This is a genomic window from Stenotrophomonas sp. STEN014 (genome assembly GCF_056760315.1).
In genome coordinates this window covers 59776-76032 of the sequence record NZ_JBRREN010000005.1, presented here as the reverse complement: position 1 = coordinate 76032, position 16257 = coordinate 59776, and the positions used below count along the sequence as shown (strand labels likewise).

The window sequence follows — 16257 nt, the reverse complement described above, 5'->3', positions numbered from 1 at the left end:
CCGGCGCCGGATGTGACCGCTGCTCAGTTGCGCGGGGGCTGCGCGCTGGGCTGGATGCGCACACGGACCTCGTCGGTCCGGTCCTGCGCCGGTGCGGCCGGCTGTGCCTGTGGCGCGGGCGCGGCGACCACCGGTTCCGGGGCGCTGCGGTGGCGCAGCACCATCATCAGGATCACTGCGGCAATGACCGCCATCAGGATGAAGCGGATGCGCCAGGCCCAGCTGCGACCGTTGCCGGTGGCCGCCGGGGGGGCGCTGAAGGCGTACTCGGCGGTGGGATGGTCGCGGCGGGTGGTGTCCAGCAGGCGTGCCTCGCGCAGTATCTCGCGCGCCCGCGGCTGGTCATTGGCATGCACCACCCACACCGACGGCAGATTGCCGGCGCTGGTCCTGTCCAGATAGCTGAACTGGCCCCGACGCTTGCTCTGGTACGAGCGGCCGTTGGTGACGCGCACTTCGATACCGGCATCGCGCAGCATCTGCGCCACGCCCTCGGCGTTCTCGACCCGCTGACTGCTGAAAATCTTGCGCATGGTTCAGCCCTTGCTCGTTTCGTTGGCGTCCGGCGTGACCCGGATCAGGCCTTCCTGCGCGGTGCTGGCCACCAGCACCCCGTCGCGGGTGAAGAACTGGCCGCGCGCCAGGCCGCGCGAATCCTGCGCGTTGGGGCTGTCCAGCGAATACAGCAGCCACTGGTCCACGCGGAATGGACGGTGGAACCAGATGGCGTGGTCCAGTGAGGCCATCTGCACATGCGGCTGGTAGTAGCTGATGCCGTGCGGGAAGGTGGCCGTGCCCAGCAGGTGGAAGTCCGAGGCATAGGCCAGAAGCGCCTGGTGCAGTTCCGGTGCATCGCCGACCGGTTCGGTCAGGCGCAGCCATACCTGGTGATAGGGCGGGCGCTTGGGCGGGTTCAGCTCGTCGCGCGGGTACACATGGCGGAACTCGAACGGGCCGCCGCGCGAGAGCCAGCGCTGTACTTTCACCGGCAGCCGCTCCAGCACCTCGGCCGGCAACGGGCGGTTGGGCTCGATGTCTTCGGGCTGCGGCACTTCGGGCATCTTGTGCTGGTGCTCGGCGCCGGTTTCGGCCTGCTGGAACGAGGCCGCGCAGAAGAAGATCACCTTGCCGTGCTGGATCGCGGTGACCCGGCGCACCGAGAAGCTGCCGCCGTCGCGGGTGCGGTCCACGTCATAGACGATGGGGTGGTCGATGTTGCCGGCACGCAGGAAGTAGGCGTGCAGCGAATGCACATGACGGCCGTTGTCGACCGTGGCCTGGGCGGCGGCCAGCGCCTGCCCCAGCACCTGCCCACCGAACACGTACTTGGTGCCGATATCGCGGCTCTGGCCGCGGAACAGGTTGTCCTCCAGCCGCTCCAGCGACAGCAGGTCAATCAGTTCGGATACCACGGGTTCGGCGTTGGCGGACAAGACGGCGACCTTCAATTCGACAGGCCGCGATTATAGCGGTCGCCGGCTGCCCGCCGGTCCGCGGTCAGCGCTTGCCCAGCCGCGCCACCAGCGCCTGCAGCGCGGCCTGCGCATCGGCCGAATACCAGGCCTCGACGAAGCGCTCGAGCTGGATGTGTTCGGCCTGCATCGCCTCGTGCAGGTCGGCGCGGGCGATGGCGCGGGTCTGCAGCATCGGCTGGTGCGGCAGCGCCAGCTGGGTCTGCAGCCAAGCGATGGCGCCGGCCACGACCTGTGTGGCGTCATCGGCCAGTTCATCGACCAGACCGATCTCCAGTGCCCGCTCGGCGCTGACCAGCTCACCGCCGGCCAGCAGCACGCCGGCGCGGTGGGCGCCGACCACGCGCCGCAGCAGGCGCTGGATGCCCTCCGGCGCGACCAGTCCCACCTGTACCTCGTTCAGGCCGATCACATAGGGCTTGGCCGGATCCACGCTGCGCGCCATCACCCGGTAGTCGCAGCACAGCGCCAGCACGCAGCCGCCGGCCGGGGAGTGGCCGGTCAATGCGGCCACCACCGGGATGCGGCTTTCGGCGATCACCCGGGCGGCGCCGAAGAAGGCCTGCCAGCTGTCCAGCAGCTTGTGCCGGTCATTGCCGTGGCCGAGCAGGTGGGGCACATCCATGCCGCCGGTGAAGATGCGCTCGCTACCGGACAGCACGATGCCCTGCACATCGTCGGCCATCGCCTGGTTCAGTGCGGCGATCAGGGCGCGGCACAGCTCGGTATCCAGCGCGTTGACCGGCGGTCGCGCCAGGCGCAGTTCGCGGATCGGGCCATGGTTGATCACTTCGATGAGCGTGGTCATGCTGCGGCTTCTCGTACGGCAGGGAGTTGTGGTTTCGATGATAACCAAACCATTCGCGTGCGTACTGTTGGCCGTGTGTGCGTCCACTGCCGCCGCACAAACCACGGCGCCGGCCTGCGTGACGATCGACAACGGCTGGGTGCGGCTGCCGCCGGGCCCGATGCCGATGACCGCCGGTTACGCGCGCATCCGCAACGACTGCCGCGCGGAGGTGGTGGTGGTGGGCGCAGACAGTCGCGCGTTTGCCGAAGTGTCATTGCACGAAACCACGCGGGTGGACGGGGTCAGCCGGATGCGCGAGATCACGCGCCTGCCGGTGCCGGCCGGCAAGGGGGTCGAACTGGAGCCCGGCGGTCTGCACCTGATGCTGATGCGACCGGAGTTGGCGCTGACCGAAGGGGGGCAACTGCCGCTGCGGTTGCGTCTGGCCGATGGCAGCACGGTGGAGGGCCGTTTGCAGGTCAGGCGGCAGTCGCCGCCGCGGCCGTAACGACCGGGCGGTGCCAGTCGTGGGAGTCGGCGTGGAAGGGGCTCATGATGCGGTGCTCCGCAGGAGCGCTTATCGGGTATCCGAGCTGCATGAAAAAGCCGCCCGGCGGGCGGCTTTTGCGGTGTGCGGGGAGGGCGTCAGCTCGAGGCGTTGCGGATGGCCTCGGGCAGTGGCGCGCTCCTGCCGGTCTGCGTGTCCATCCACACCACCACCACGTTGCCGTCAGAGTACAGCTTGCTGCTGTCCTGCTGATCGATGATGCGGTGGCCGATGGTCACGCTGCTGGTGCCCAGCCGCTCGACGAACAGCTCCACGACGATGTCGTTGGGCCAGACGATGGGCAGGCGGTAGTTGATATTGGTGTTGGCCACCACCGGGGCGATGCGGTCGGTCATCGAGACGCCTTCCACGCCCTGCATCCAGCGCACACGCGCTTCTTCCAGATAAGACACATATTTGGCGTTGTTGACGTGGCCCATCGCGTCCATGTCGCGCCAGCGCACGCTGATCGGCACGCGGGCCAGCTGTTTGGGTTCAGTGCTCATCAGTCCGTCTTCTTCTTGCTGGGGGTTGCTGCTTTCCTGGTTGCGGTCTTCTTGACCGGCTTTTCCTTGCGCGGTGGGCGCGCATCGGGCTTGTTGGCCACGGCGGCCGGTTGTTCGGGACGCGCACAGGTGGAGGGCAGCATCCGCGCCAGGAACTGGCCGGTGTAGGAATCCGGGTACGCGGCCACGTCTTCCGGCGTACCGGTGACCAGGATGGTGCCGCCGCGGTGGCCGCCTTCCGGGCCCAGATCGACGATCCAGTCGGCGGTCTTGATCACGTCCAGGTTGTGCTCGATCACCACCACCGTGTTGCCCTCGTCGCGCAGCTTGTGCAGCACGCCCAGCAGCGCTTCGATGTCGTGGAAGTGCAGGCCGGTGGTCGGCTCATCGAGGATGTACAGGGTGCGGCCGGTATCGCGGCGCGACAGCTCCTTGGACAGCTTCACGCGCTGCGCCTCACCGCCGGACAGCGTGGTCGCGCTCTGGCCCAGCTTGATATAGCTCAGGCCCACGTCCACCAGCGTTTCCAGCTTGCGGGCGATCGACGGCACCGGCTCGAACAGCTTCAGCGCATCCTCGACGGTCATTTCCAGCACGTCGTTGATGTTGTAGCCCTTGTAGAGGATCTCCAGCGTCTCGCGGTTGTAGCGCTTGCCATGGCAGACATCGCACGGCACGTAAACATCCGGCAGGAAATGCATCTCGACCTTGATCAGGCCATCCCCCTGGCAGGCCTCGCAGCGGCCACCGCGCACGTTGAAGCTGAAGCGGCCCGGCGAATAGCCGCGCGCACGCGCTTCGGGCACCTGCGCGTAGAGCTCGCGCAGCGGCGTGAACAGGCCGGTGTAGGTGGCCGGGTTCGAGCGCGGGGTACGGCCGATCGGCGACTGGTTGATGTCCACCACCTTGTCGAACAGGTCCAGGCCCTCGACCTCCCGGAACGGGGCGACCGGATGCGAGGCGCCATTGATCTCGTTGGCGGCCAGCGAGAACAGGGTGTCGTTGATCAGGGTCGATTTGCCCGAGCCGGACACGCCGGTGACGCAGGTCAGCAGGCCGGAGGGAATATCCAGGTCGACATCTTTGAGGTTGTTGCCGGTGGCGCCGCGCAGGTGCAGCGTCATCTTCGGATTGGGCGTGTGCCGGCGCGCGGGAATCTCGATGGCGCGCTTGCCCGACAGGTACTGGCCGGTCAACGAGCGCGGCGCATCGAGGATGTCCTGCAGCGTGCCCTGGCCGACGATCTCGCCGCCATGCACGCCCGCGCCCGGGCCAATGTCCAGCACGTAGTCGGCCAGGCGGATCGCATCCTCGTCGTGTTCGACCACGATCACCGTGTTGCCCAGATCGCGCAGGCGGGTAAGGGTACCCAGCAGACGCTCGTTGTCGCGCTGGTGCAGGCCGATGGACGGCTCATCGAGCACGTACATCACGCCCACCAGGCCGGCGCCGATCTGCGAGGCCAGCCGGATGCGCTGGGCTTCGCCGCCGGACAGGGTGTCGGCCTTGCGCTCCAGGGTCAGGTAATCCAGCCCGACATCGACCAGGAAGCCGAGTCGCTCGCCGATCTCCTTGACGATCTTGGTGGCGATCTCGCCGCGCCAGCCGGGCAGGCTCAGCTCGCTGAAGAAGCGCTTGGCCTCGTCGATCGGCAGCACCGCGATTTCCGGCAGTGGCCGGTCGGCGACGAACACGTTGCGCGCGGCCTTGTTCAGGCGCGCGCCCTGGCACTCGGGGCAGGCCCGTTCGCTGATGTACTTGGCCAGTTCCTCGCGCACCGCCGGCGATTCGGTTTCCTTGTAGCGGCGTTCGAGGTTGGGGATGATGCCCTCGAAGCGGTGCTTGCGCTGGCTGCGGCCGCCGGCCTCGGTGAAGTAGGTGAACGTGATGCTGTCCTCGCCACTGCCGTACAGCACCGCCTTGCGCACATGCTCGGGCAGGGACTGCCACGGGGCGTCCACGTCGAAATCGTAGTGCTTGGCCAGCGAGGCGATCAGCTGGAAGTAGTAGGCGTTGCGCCGGTCCCAGCCGCGCACCGCGCCGGCTGACAGTGACAGTTCCGGATGTACGACCACGCGCGCCGGATCGAAGAACTCGGCCATACCCAGACCGTCGCAGCCCGGGCAGGCGCCAACCGGCGAGTTGAACGAGAACAGGCGCGGTTCCAGTTCCGGCAACGCGTAGTCGCAGACCGGGCAGCTGTACTTGGAGGAGAACAGCTGCGGTTCGGCATCGGCCGCCTCCAGGCTTTGCACCGAAGCCATGCCATCGCCCAGTTTGAGCGCGGTCTCGAAACTTTCGGCCAGCCGTTGCTTGATGTCCTCGCGCGGGCGGAAGCGGTCGATCACCGCCTCGATGGTGTGCTTCTGGCGCAGACCCAGTGGCGGAACTTCGTCGATTTCATACAGCTCGCCGTCGACCCGGACACGCACAAAGCCCTGTGCGCGCAGCTGGTCGAACACCTGCACATGCTCGCCCTTGCGCTCGCGGATCACCGGTGCCAGCAGCATGTAGCGCTGTTCCGGATCCAGTGTCAGCACCTGGTCCACCATCTGGCTCACCGTCTGCGCCTCCAGCGGATAGCCGTGGTCCGGGCAGCGCGGGCTGCCGACGCGGGCGTACAGCAGGCGCAGGTAGTCGTAGATCTCGGTGATGGTGCCCACGGTCGAGCGCGGGTTGTGCGAGGTGGACTTCTGCTCGATCGAGATCGCTGGCGACAGGCCCTCGATATGATCCAGGTCGGGCTTTTCCATCACGCTCAGGAACTGCCGCGCATAGGCCGACAGCGACTCGACATAGCGGCGCTGGCCTTCTGCATAGATCGTGTCGAACGCCAGCGAGGACTTGCCCGAGCCGGATAGGCCGGTGATCACGATCAGCTTGTCGCGGGGCAGGTCGAGGTCGATGTTCTTGAGATTGTGCGTCCGCGCACCGCGGATGCGGATGAAATCCATCGCCATGGGAAATCCGATTTGGACTGCTGCCGGCGGGGCCGGTAACAGGAGGTGTGGGGGCGTCGCTGACGGCAGCCAGTCAGCCTAGCGAGCTTGTGATTTGGGGGCAATTGCCGGATTCCCCAGAGCGGGGAGGCCGGCATCCGGCGCTGTTCAGGCGATGGACAGTCAGAGCGGGCGGCGACTTGACCCGAACCTGTTGCGGCCAGTAAAATCCCGCTCCTGTCCGCCTTCGATGGCGGGCACGGCGACCACAATAACTACAGAGGAAGTCTGGTCATGTACGCAGTTCTGGTAACTGGCGGTAAGCAGTACCGCGTCGCGCAGGGTGAAACCCTCCGCGTCGAAAAGCTCGAAGTCGAAGCCGGCAGCGAGATCAAGTTTGACAACATCCTGATGCTCGGCGATGCCGATGGCATCAAGCTGGGTGATGCGCTGAAGGGTGCTTCGGTAACCGCCAAGGTCGTGTCCCACGGCCGCGCCGACAAGGTCCGGATCATCAAGTTCCGTCGCCGCAAGCACCACATGAAGCGTCAGGGTCACCGTCAGTACTACACCGAAATCGAAATCACCGGCATCGCCGGCTAATTGCTAAGGAGAATTCGTCATGGCACATAAAAAAGGCGTAGGTTCCTCGCGCAACGGTCGCGATTCCAACCCGAAATACCTCGGCGTCAAGATCTTCGGTGGCCAGGCCATCGAGGCCGGCAACATCATCGTGCGTCAGCGCGGCACCCAGTTCCATCCGGGTACCGGCGTCGGCCTGGGTCGCGATCACACGCTGTTTGCGCTGGTCGATGGCAAGGTTGAGTTCTCGGTGAAGGGTGCCAACAAGCGCCGTACCGTCAGCATCGTCGCGGAAGCTTAATTTCGCAGGTGCAAGCGCCCATACTCCGGTGTGGGCAGCTGACGAAAGCCCCGCTTAGGCGGGGTTTTTCGTTGGCGGAAATCTGTTGTGAGGGCTTGCAGCCCTGTTTTCCCCGGGGTAGCCGGGATCGTTAGAATTTGCGGTCGGGCAATGTGCCTGCCGCCATCAGTAGGCAACCAGAATCATGAAACTTGTAGACGAAGCGGAGATCCAGGTCATCGCTGGCAACGGCGGTAACGGCTGCGTCGGCTTTCGCCGCGAGAAGTTCATTCCGCTGGGCGGCCCGGATGGCGGTGACGGCGGTGACGGCGGCAGCGTGTGGGTCCGCGCCGACGAGAACCTGAACACTCTGGTCGATTTCCGCCATGACCGCATCTTCAGAGCGCAGCGTGGCGAAAACGGCATGGGGCGCCAGATGTATGGCAAGGGTGGCGAGGATCTGACCATTACCGTGCCGGTGGGGACGGTGGTGATAAACGTCGATACCGATGAGGTGATCGGCGATCTGACCCGGCATGGTGATCGTCTGCTGGTGGCCAAGGGCGGCAAGGGTGGCCTGGGCAACATGCATTTCAAAAGTTCGACCAACCGCTCGCCGCGGCAGTCGCTGCCGGGCGAGGAGGGCGAGGAGCGCCTGCTCAAGCTCGAGCTGAAGCTGCTGGCCGACGTTGGTCTGCTCGGGTTCCCGAATGCCGGCAAGAGCACGTTGATCCGTGCGGTTTCAGCGGCGACACCGAAGGTGGCGGACTATCCTTTCACAACGCTGTACCCGAACCTGGGTGTGGTGAAGGTCGAAAATTACCGCAGTTTCGTGATCGCCGACATTCCGGGCCTGATCGAGGGTGCGGCCGATGGTGCGGGCTTGGGGGCGCAGTTCCTGCGTCACCTGCAGCGCACCCGCCTGTTGCTGCATCTTGTGGATATCTCGCCGATGGAGGGTGGTGTCGACGGGGTTTCGCCGGTCGAGCAGGTGCGTGCCATCGAGCGCGAGCTCGGCAAGCATGATCCGGAGTTGCTGCAGAAGCCGCGCTGGCTGGTGCTGAACAAGGCCGACCTGATGTTCGAAGATGAGGCGCAGGTCGCGGCCGAGCAGATTGTCAAAGATCTGGGCTGGACCGGGCCGTGGTATCTGGTGTCGGCGCTGGGGCGTGAGGGCACCTGGCCGATCATGAAGGACATCATGGCGTTCTTCGACCAGCAGAAACTGCTGGAGGCCGAGGCGCGCGACGCGGCACTGTAAATTGCACGGGCGGCTGGATCCGGTTTCCCCGCTGTCATCACCTGTGAAAAACCCGGCTGCTGGCCGGGTTTTTCATTTGGCAATCCTGGGGTTGCCCGCCCGTGCGTGCGCAGGTGCTTGCAACGTTTGGGTGGCGTGTCCTGATCTGCTTGGCACGCGCCACGGCGGGCCCTGCTTGGCTTTTGGCGTTGTGGTGGCGGATTTCAGGCAATAAAAAACCCGGCTTGGGCCGGGTTTTTCAAGCCGGAAGCCTTGCGGCTTCTGGTGGACTCGCTATTCAGGCAGCCTTGAGGGCCTTGATGCGGTCATTCAGGCGGCTCTTATGGCGGGCAGCCTTGTTCTTGTGGATCAGGCCACGCGCGCTGAAGCGATCCAGAATCGGCTGGGCGACAGCGAAGGCGGCTTCGGCGCCGGCGGCATCGTTGGCGTCCAGCGCCTTGATCACTTTCTTGACAGCGGTGCGCAGCATCGAGCGCTGAGCCACGTTGCGCGCGTTGCGCACGACGGTCTGCTTGGCGCGCTTCTTGGCGGACTTGATATTGGCCACGGTGGTGGTTTCCTGAAAATCGGTGTGGTGGGAACAGCAAGCACGCAAGTATGATGATGGTCAGGGCGAACGTCAAGTCAGGTTGTCAAGGGGAAGTTTAGTGAGCGGCCGGTTGCTCAGATCCACTGCAGTTTTCAGTGCAATGACGTTTCTTTCGCGTATCAGTGGGCTGGTCCGTGATCAGATCTATGCGCAGGTTTTCGGGGCCGGCACGGCGATGGATGCGTTCGTCGTCGCATTCAGGATTCCAAACTTCATGCGCCGGCTCTCCGCCGAGGGCTCCTTCTCGATGGCGTTTGTGCCGGTGCTGGCCGAGTACAAGGCCAAGGGCGATCACGCCGCCGTCAAAGCGCTGGTGGACCGGGTGGCGGGTGTGCTGGCTGCGGTTCTGCTGGTTGCGACGGCGCTGGCCGTGCTGCTGGCGCCTTGGGTGATGAGGGTTTTCGCGCCCGGGTTCGAGCCCGACAGCGACCAATTCCGGTTGGCCACGCTGATGCTGCAGATCACCTTTCCCTATGCCCTGTTCATTTCACTGGCATCGCTGGTGGGCGGGGTGCTGAACAGCTATCAAAGGTTTGCCATACCTGCGCTGTCCCCGATTCTGCTGAACATCTCGATGATCGCTGCGGCGCTGTGCCTGGTGCCGTATATGAAGGCCTGGGGCTATGAGCCGGTGCTGGCTTTGGCTTGGGGGGTATTCGTGGCGGGCATTCTGCAGTTGGCGTTCCAGCTGCCGTCGTTGGCGAAACTGGGGCTGCTGCCGCGGCCCAGGTTCGATCTGGCCCATGCGGGCGTGCGCAAGATCATGAGGCTGATGGTGCCGACACTGTTCGGCTCGTCGGTGGCGCAGGTGAACCTGCTGTTCAACACGCTGGCGGCATCGCTGTTGATGGGCGGCAGTGTGACCTGGCTGTATTACAGCGACCGGTTGCTGGAGTTCCCGTTGGGCATGTTTGGCGTGGCCATTGGCACGGTGATCCTGCCGCATCTGTCCAATCGCCATGTGGATGCTGATCCGGCGGGGTATTCCAAGGGGCTGGATTGGGGCTTCCGGCTGTGCCTGCTGATCGGCATACCGGCCTGTCTGGGGTTGGTGCTGTGCGCTCAGCCATTGCTGGCCACGCTGTTCCAGTACGGAGAGTTTTCCGAGCAGGACATGCGCATGAGCAGTCTGAGCCTGATGGCGCAATCGCTGGCGGTGCCGGCCTTCCTGCTGGTAAAGGTGCTGGCGCCGGCGTTCTATTCGCGGCAGGACACCCGCACCCCGGTCAAGGCGGCGCTCGCCTCGATCGCGATCAATGTCCTCAGCACCGTCTTGCTGTTCGCGATGTTGCTCCGGTTCAGTCCGATGGGGCAGGCGGCGTTGGCGGCGGCCGGGGGTGACTGGCTGGAGGCGCTCAAGCGCGTGGAGGGCGCGCATGCCCTGCTGGCACTGGCCATTGCCGTGGCTGGCTGGGCCAATGCGTTGCAGCTGTGGTGGTATCTGCGCAGGGCGCGGGTGTACCAGCTGCAGCCGGGCTGGGGGCGCTTTCTACTGCAGCTGCTGGTCGCCAGTGTGCTGATGCTGGTGGCGGTGCTTGCGCTACGGCTGCTTTGGGTCGACTGGACGCCGTGGGCATGGTGGGAGCGCGGCTGGCGCCTGGCGGTGCTGGTGGGCAGTGGTGGCGCGGTGTACGCCGCCGGCTTGCTGCTGATGGGCTACCGGCCCCGCGAGCTGCGTGGCCAGTAAGCCGACAGCGCGGCCCGCACCGTTATACTTCCGGGCTACACACGACAGAGCCGGCCCGTGTGGGTCGGATCCGGATGGAATGAGCAGGCTTTTTAGAGACGTCGACGGCGGGGTGTTGTTCCCGCAGGGAAGCGTGGTCTGCATCGGTGCTTTCGACGGCCTGCACCTGGGCCACCGGGCGCTGGTGCGCCACGCAGTCGCCCGTGCCCGTGCGCTGGGAGTCCCGGTTGTGGCACTGGCCTTCGAGCCGCTGCCGCGCGAGTTCTTCGCCAAAGGCAACCCGCCGCCGCGGCTGATGCTGGCCCGGGACAAGGTCGGCGCGTTGCGCGGGCTGGGTGTGGACAGCATCGGCCTGCTGCGGTTCGACGCGAAGATGGCTGCGACCTCGGCCGAGGATTTCGTCCGCCAAGTACTGGTGCGGCGGTTGTGCGCACGCGAGGTCTGGATCGGCCCCAAATTCCACTTCGGCAACCGTCGTGGCGGCGATATCGCGCTGTTGCAGGCGATGGGCGCCGAGCTGGGCTTTGTCGCCGGTGAGATCGAGCCGGTTCACCTGAACGGCGAGCGCATTTCCAGCACCCGTATCCGTGAGCTGATCGTGGCTGGCGAGTTTGCCCATGCCGGCGACCTGCTGGGGCATCCATACGCCATCGGCGGCCGGGTCGTGCGCGGGAAGCAGCTCGGACGCACCCTGGGCTTTCCCACGGCCAATTTGCGTTTTCCGAAAACGCCCGCACTTTCTGGTATCTACGCCACCTGGGTGCACGGCGTGTTCGAGCAGCCCTGGCCGTCGGTGTCGAGCTTCGGCACGCGCCCGACCGTGCAGGGAGTGGAGCCGCTGCTGGAAGCCCATCTGTTCGATTTCCAGGGCGACCTGTACGGCCGCCATATCGAAGTGGAATTTGTCGCCAAGCTGCGCGATGAAGAGAAATTCAATGATCTGCCGGCGTTGACCGCGCAGATGCACCGCGACGCCGAACAGGCGCGTCGCATCCTTTCCGAACACAGATTGCGAGCCACCGCGTGAGCCAGGATTACAAAGCCACCCTCCATCTGCCGGCAACGGAATTTCCGATGCGTGGCGACCTGCCCAAGCGTGAGCCGGGCATCCTGGCGCGTTGGGAAGAGCAGGGCATTTACGCGCAGCTTCGCGAGAACGCGAAGGGCCGTCCGCTGTTCGTGCTGCACGACGGCCCGCCGTATGCCAATGGCCAGATCCACCTGGGCCATGCGGTCAACAAGATCCTCAAGGACATCATCGTCAAGTCGCGTTACCTCGACGGCTTTGATGCGCCCTACATCCCGGGCTGGGATTGCCACGGCCTGCCGATCGAGATCGCGGTGGAGAAGAAGTGGGGCAAGGTGGGCGTCAAGCTCGATGCCGAGCAGTTCCGCCAGAAGTGCCGCGAGTACGCCGAAGAGCAGATCAACCTGCAGCGCGCTGATTTCAAGCGCCTGGGCGTGATCGGCGATTGGGAAAACCCCTACAAGACGCTGAGCTTCGACTTCGAGGCCAATGAAATCCGTGCGCTGGCCAAGATCGTGGCCAACGGTCACCTGGTGCGCGGCGCCAAGCCGGTGCACTGGTGCTTCGACTGCGGCTCGGCCTTGGCCGAGGCGGAAATCGAATACCAGGACAAGACCTCCCCGGCCATCGACGTGGCCTATGCCGCGCGTGATTCCAAGGCGCTGGCGGCCAGTTTCGGTGTCGAGCTGCCGGCCGGTGTGGAAGTGGCCGTGCCGATCTGGACCACCACGCCGTGGACGCTGCCGGCTTCGCTGGCGGTGTCGCTGGGTGCGGATATCGAATATGTGCTGGTCGAAGGCCCGGCCCACAACGGCCAGCCGCGCTGGCTGGTGCTGGCCTCGGCGCTGGCCGAGCGTTCGCTGTCGCGCTATGGCGTGACCGACATGGTCGTGCATGGCCATGCCAAGGGCTCGGCGCTGGAGAACCAGCTGCTGGCGCACCCGTTCTACGCCAGCCGCGACCTGCCGCTGCTCAACGGCGAGCACGTCTCCGATGCCGACGGTACCGGTGCGGTGCATACCGCGCCCGGCCATGGTCAGGAAGACTTTGCGGTCAGCCAGCAGTACGGGCTGATGGACAAGTACAACGCCGGCCAGGTCAATCCGGTCGATGGCCGCGGCGTCTACCTGCCGTCGACGCCGCCGGCCGGTACGGTCGAACTGGCCGGCCAGCACCTGTGGAAGGCGCAGCCGCTGATCGTCGAGGTGCTGCGTGAGAGCGGCGCATTGCTTGCCTTCTTCGAAATCCAGCACAGCTATCCGCATTGCTGGCGTCACAAGACGCCGGTGGTGTTCCGCGCCACCCCGCAGTGGTTCATCTCGATGGACAAGGCCAACCTGCGCAATGACGCGATGGCGGCCATCGACAACGTCGGCTGGTTCCCGAGCTGGGGCAAGGCGCGTATCAGCAACATGGTCGACGGTCGCCCGGACTGGTGCATCAGCCGCCAGCGCACCTGGGGCGTGCCGATTGCCTTGTTCACCCACCGCGAAACCGGTGAGCCGCACCCGCGCAGCGTCGAGCTGATGCGGCAGGTGGCCGACCGTGTGGAGCGGGGCGGCATCGACGTCTGGTATTCGCTGGACGCCAGCGATCTGCTCGGCGATGAAGCGGCGCAGTACGAAAAGGTCACCGACATCCTCGATGTCTGGTTCGACTCCGGCGTCACCCATGAAGGCGTGCTGCTGGCACGTGGCTACGGCAAGCCGGCCGACCTGTACCTGGAGGGCTCGGACCAGCACCGCGGCTGGTTCCAGTCCTCGCTGCTGACCGGCGTGGCCATCGACAAGCACGCTCCGTACAAGCAGTGCCTGACCCACGGTTTCACCGTGGACGAGCACGGCCGCAAGATGTCCAAGTCGCTGGGTAACGGCATCGAGCCGCAGGAAATCATGCGCACCCTAGGCGCGGACATCCTGCGCCTGTGGATCGCCTCGGCCGACTACAGCAACGAGATGTCGCTGTCGCAGGAAATCCTCAAGCGCAACGCCGACGCCTACCGGCGCCTGCGCAATACCGCACGCTTCCTGCTCGGCAACCTGGATGGTTTCGATCCGCTGCAGCACCAGGTGGCCTTGCAGGACATGGTGGCCCTGGACCGCTGGATCGTGCATCGCGCGTTCGAGTTGCAGGAGAAGATCAAGGCCGCCTACGCCAACTACAACATGGCCGAGATCGTGCAGCTGCTGCTGAATTTCTGCAGCGTGGATCTGGGGTCGCTGTACCTGGACGTGACCAAGGACCGCCTGTACACGATGCAGGAAGATTCGCGCGGCCGTCGTTCGGCGCAGACGGCGATGTTCCATATCGCCGAGGCGTTCGTGCGCTGGGTGGCACCCATCCTGACCTTCACCGCCGAAGAGCTGTGGGGTTACCTGCCGGGCAAGCGTGTCGACAACGTGCTGTTCACCACCTGGTACGACGGCCTGGCGCCGCTGCCGGCCGATGCCCAGCTGACCGCTGCCGATTTCGACCAGTTGCTGGCGCTGCGCGAGCAGGTGTCCAAGGTGCTGGAGCCGATGCGCGCCAATGGCGCCATCGGTGCCGCGCTGGAAGCGGAGATCACCGTCGCCGCCAATGAAGAGCAGGCCGCGCGCTGGCAGCCGCTGGCCGAGGAGCTGCGCTTCCTGTTCATCAGTGGTGATGTCAGCGTGCGTCCGGCGACCACCGACGAGGTGTTTGTCAGCGCGCAACCGACTGGCAAGTCCAAGTGCGTGCGTTGCTGGCATTACCGCGCCGATGTCGGTTCGGTCGAGGCGCATCCGGAGCTGTGCGGCCGGTGCGTCACCAACATCGAGGGGGCCGGTGAAAGCCGGCGCTGGTTCTGATGTCGGCTGCGCGTCCCAAGCCCGATGCGCTGATCTGGCTGCTGGTTTCAGCAGCCGTGATCGGTCTGGACCAGTGGAGCAAGGCCTGGGTGCTGGCGAGCCTGCCGGAATACCAGCCAGTGGTGGTGATCGAGGGTTTCTGGAACTGGTACCGCACCTACAACACCGGCGCCGCGTTCAGCTTTCTCAGTGACGCCGGCGGTTGGCAGCTGTGGTTCTTCACCTTCCTGGCAGTGGCGATCAGTGGCCTGATGGCCTTCTGGCTGTCGCGCACGTCACGCGCCAACTGGCGCAGCGCGTTGCCGTACGCGCTGGTGATCGGCGGCGCCGTGGGCAACGTTATCGACCGCCAGATCCATGGCCACGTGATCGACTTCATCCAGTGGTACGTCGGCAACCATTATTGGCCGTCGTTCAATATCGCCGATTCGGCGATCGTCGCCGGCGCCATCGGCATCGCCCTGTCGGGGCTGTTCGAAGGCAAGTCCAGCCCAAAAGCCGGATAATTCCTCCCTGTTTCACCGAAACCGGCCGTCGCCGGCCGGAGTATTTGACTGATGGACGTTCTGCTCGCCAATCCCCGTGGTTTCTGTGCCGGTGTCGATCGCGCCATCGAGATCGTCAAGCGTGCGATCGAGACGCTGGGTGCGCCGATCTACGTGCGCCATGAGGTGGTGCACAACCGGTTTGTGGTGGACGACCTGAAGGCGCGCGGTGCCATCTTTGTCGAAGAACTCGACGAAGTGCCGGACGGCAATACCGTGATCTTCAGCGCGCATGGCGTCTCGCAGGCGGTGCGCGCGGAAGCCGGTCGCCGTGGCTTGAAGGTGTTCGATGCCACCTGTCCGCTCGTGACCAAGGTGCACCTGGAGGTCGCACGCCATTGCCGGGCCGGTCGCGATGTGGTGCTGATCGGCCACCAGGGCCATCCGGAGGTCGAGGGCACCATGGGCCAGTGGAACCGCGAGAACGGGGTCGGCCACATCTATCTGGTGGAAAGTGTCGGGGATGTGGAGGCCTTGCAGGTCTCGCAGCCGGAAAACTTCGCCTACACCACCCAGACCACGTTGTCGGTGGATGACACCCGCGCCGTGATCGATGCCCTGCGCAAGCACTTCCCGGCGATCCAGGGGCCGAAAAACGACGACATCTGCTATGCCACGCAGAACCGCCAGGATGCGGTGCGCGAACTGGCTTCGCAGTGTGATCTGGTGCTGGTGGTGGGCTCGGTGAACAGCTCCAATTCCAATCGCCTCAGTGAGCTGGCCCGTCGTGAAGGCGTGGAGTCGTATCTGATCGATGGTGCCGAGGAGATCGACCCGCAGTGGGTTGCCGGCAAGCAGCGCATCGGCCTGACCGCGGGCGCCTCGGCGCCGCAGGTGCTGGTGGATGGGGTTATCGCCCGTCTGCGTGAATTGGGCGCAGCCAGCGTCCGCGAGCTCGATGGTGAGCCTGAATCGATGGTGTTCGCGTTGCCCAAGGAGCTGCGTCTGCGTTTGATCGATTGACCGGGCACATCACGTTCACTTAGAATTCGCGCCTTCGCCGGAATAGCTCAGTTGGTAGAGCGGCGCATTCGTAATGCGTAGGTCGTAGGTTCGATTCCTATTTCCGGCACCAGTAAACAAGAACGCCGACTGTCCGCAGTCGGCGTTCTTGTTTTTACGCGCCGCGCGCGTCTGGTGCGACAACATGTCGCATGCCGGAAATGGCGATTCTTGTGCGAAATCATTGTCAACGGCTTTCTTA

General features: G+C 65.1%; 15 protein-coding genes and 1 tRNA gene. 10 read left to right on the top strand and 6 right to left on the bottom strand.

The features are described 5' to 3' along the window. Positions 1–23: 23 nt before the first annotated feature. The 3 genes from ACVOMC_RS08680 to ACVOMC_RS08670 all read right to left on the bottom strand — a co-directional run bounded on the left by ACVOMC_RS08680 (position 24) and on the right by ACVOMC_RS08670 (position 2280). On the bottom strand, positions 24–533 hold the full coding sequence (locus ACVOMC_RS08680; RefSeq protein WP_481523622.1) for a putative signal transducing protein: 510 nt from the start codon (positions 531–533) through the stop codon (positions 24–26). A gap of 3 nt (positions 534–536) precedes the next feature. Next, on the bottom strand, positions 537–1433 hold the full coding sequence (tesB, locus tag ACVOMC_RS08675; RefSeq protein WP_481523621.1) for an acyl-CoA thioesterase II: 897 nt from the start codon (positions 1431–1433) through the stop codon (positions 537–539). 64 nt (positions 1434–1497) lie between these two features. Then, positions 1498–2280 carry an enoyl-CoA hydratase/isomerase family protein gene (locus tag ACVOMC_RS08670; protein WP_481523620.1) on the bottom strand — a complete coding sequence of 261 codons (783 nt, stop codon included), beginning with the start codon at positions 2278–2280 and terminating at the stop codon, positions 1498–1500. Positions 2281–2317: 37 nt separating this feature from the next. On the opposite strand from ACVOMC_RS08670, the gene ACVOMC_RS08665 reads away from it, so the two are divergent. After that, positions 2318–2770, top strand: a complete 453-nt coding sequence (locus ACVOMC_RS08665; protein WP_481523619.1) for a copper chaperone PCu(A)C — start codon at positions 2318–2320, stop codon at positions 2768–2770. A 137-nt stretch (positions 2771–2907) separates the two neighbouring features. On the opposite strand, the gene ACVOMC_RS08660 is transcribed toward ACVOMC_RS08665, so the two are convergent. Both ACVOMC_RS08660 and uvrA read right to left on the bottom strand, forming a co-directional pair. Continuing rightward, a complete protein-coding gene (locus tag ACVOMC_RS08660) occupies positions 2908–3315 on the bottom strand; it encodes an acyl-CoA thioesterase (protein WP_054657103.1) in 408 nt (135 codons plus the stop codon). After that, complete coding sequence (gene uvrA, locus ACVOMC_RS08655) at positions 3315–6275, bottom strand: excinuclease ABC subunit UvrA (RefSeq protein ID WP_057506384.1); 2961 nt, start codon at positions 6273–6275, stop codon at positions 3315–3317. The genes ACVOMC_RS08660 and uvrA overlap by 1 nt, the downstream gene beginning before the upstream one ends. Positions 6276–6548: 273 nt before the next feature. Here uvrA and rplU point away from each other — a divergent pair, with 273 nt between their 5' ends. The 3 genes from rplU (at position 6549) to obgE (ending at position 8377) form a co-directional block, all read left to right on the top strand. Next, the gene (gene rplU / locus ACVOMC_RS08650; protein ID WP_054657101.1) at positions 6549–6857 is read left to right on the top strand and encodes a 50S ribosomal protein L21; all 309 of its coding nucleotides are present in this window, start codon (positions 6549–6551) and stop codon (positions 6855–6857) included. Positions 6858–6876: 19 nt separating this feature from the next. Further along, positions 6877–7137, top strand: a complete 261-nt coding sequence (gene rpmA, locus ACVOMC_RS08645; RefSeq protein ID WP_054657099.1) for a 50S ribosomal protein L27 — start codon at positions 6877–6879, stop codon at positions 7135–7137. 184 nt (positions 7138–7321) lie between these two features. Beyond that, positions 7322–8377: a GTPase ObgE gene (gene obgE, locus ACVOMC_RS08640; protein WP_481523618.1), complete on the top strand. Its 1056-nt coding sequence runs from the start codon at positions 7322–7324 to the stop codon at positions 8375–8377. Between the two features lie 277 nt (positions 8378–8654). On the opposite strand, the gene rpsT is transcribed toward obgE, so the two are convergent. Further along, positions 8655–8924, bottom strand: coding sequence for a 30S ribosomal protein S20 (rpsT, locus tag ACVOMC_RS08635; protein ID WP_005408560.1), 270 nt, complete (start codon positions 8922–8924; stop codon positions 8655–8657). Between the two features lie 100 nt (positions 8925–9024). Between rpsT and murJ the strand changes: the two genes are divergently transcribed. The 6 genes from murJ to ACVOMC_RS08605 all read left to right on the top strand — a co-directional run bounded on the left by murJ (position 9025) and on the right by ACVOMC_RS08605 (position 16128). Then, a complete protein-coding gene (gene murJ / locus ACVOMC_RS08630) occupies positions 9025–10653 on the top strand; it encodes a murein biosynthesis integral membrane protein MurJ (RefSeq protein WP_481523617.1) in 1629 nt (542 codons plus the stop codon). Positions 10654–10732: 79 nt separating this feature from the next. Next, positions 10733–11680, top strand: a complete 948-nt coding sequence (locus tag ACVOMC_RS08625; protein ID WP_481523616.1) for a bifunctional riboflavin kinase/FAD synthetase — start codon at positions 10733–10735, stop codon at positions 11678–11680. Then, the gene (ileS, locus tag ACVOMC_RS08620; RefSeq protein WP_481523615.1) at positions 11677–14508 is read left to right on the top strand and encodes an isoleucine--tRNA ligase; all 2832 of its coding nucleotides are present in this window, start codon (positions 11677–11679) and stop codon (positions 14506–14508) included. The genes ACVOMC_RS08625 and ileS overlap by 4 nt, the downstream gene beginning before the upstream one ends. After that, entirely contained in the window at positions 14508–15014 is a 507-nt protein-coding gene (lspA, locus tag ACVOMC_RS08615) for a signal peptidase II (protein ID WP_481523614.1), read from the top strand. The genes ileS and lspA overlap by 1 nt, the downstream gene beginning before the upstream one ends. Positions 15015–15065: 51 nt before the next feature. After that, positions 15066–16016: a 4-hydroxy-3-methylbut-2-enyl diphosphate reductase gene (gene ispH, locus ACVOMC_RS08610; protein WP_481523613.1), complete on the top strand. Its 951-nt coding sequence runs from the start codon at positions 15066–15068 to the stop codon at positions 16014–16016. Positions 16017–16052: 36 nt separating this feature from the next. Further along, a tRNA-Thr gene (locus ACVOMC_RS08605) sits at positions 16053–16128 on the top strand. The last annotated feature ends 129 nt before the right edge of the window (positions 16129–16257 follow it).

Bases quoted from the DNA above. Each gene is read 5' to 3' on its own strand.
- ACVOMC_RS08680 (WP_481523622.1), bottom strand. From the start codon at position 533: ATGCGCAAGATTTTCAGCAGTCAGCGGGTCGAGAACGCCGAGGGCGTG.
- uvrA (WP_057506384.1), bottom strand. From the start codon at position 6,275: ATGGCGATGGATTTCATCCGCATCCGCGGTGCGCGGACGCACAATCTC.
- ACVOMC_RS08665 (WP_481523619.1), top strand. From the start codon at position 2,318: ATGATAACCAAACCATTCGCGTGCGTACTGTTGGCCGTGTGTGCGTCC.
- obgE (WP_481523618.1), top strand. From the start codon at position 7,322: ATGAAACTTGTAGACGAAGCGGAGATCCAGGTCATCGCTGGCAACGGC.
- ispH (WP_481523613.1), top strand. From the start codon at position 15,066: ATGGACGTTCTGCTCGCCAATCCCCGTGGTTTCTGTGCCGGTGTCGAT.
- ACVOMC_RS08660 (WP_054657103.1), bottom strand. From the start codon at position 3,315: ATGAGCACTGAACCCAAACAGCTGGCCCGCGTGCCGATCAGCGTGCGC.
- lspA (WP_481523614.1), top strand. From the start codon at position 14,508: ATGTCGGCTGCGCGTCCCAAGCCCGATGCGCTGATCTGGCTGCTGGTT.
- rplU (WP_054657101.1), top strand. From the start codon at position 6,549: ATGTACGCAGTTCTGGTAACTGGCGGTAAGCAGTACCGCGTCGCGCAG.
- rpmA (WP_054657099.1), top strand. From the start codon at position 6,877: ATGGCACATAAAAAAGGCGTAGGTTCCTCGCGCAACGGTCGCGATTCC.
- ACVOMC_RS08670 (WP_481523620.1), bottom strand. From the start codon at position 2,280: ATGACCACGCTCATCGAAGTGATCAACCATGGCCCGATCCGCGAACTG.
- ACVOMC_RS08625 (WP_481523616.1), top strand. From the start codon at position 10,733: ATGAGCAGGCTTTTTAGAGACGTCGACGGCGGGGTGTTGTTCCCGCAG.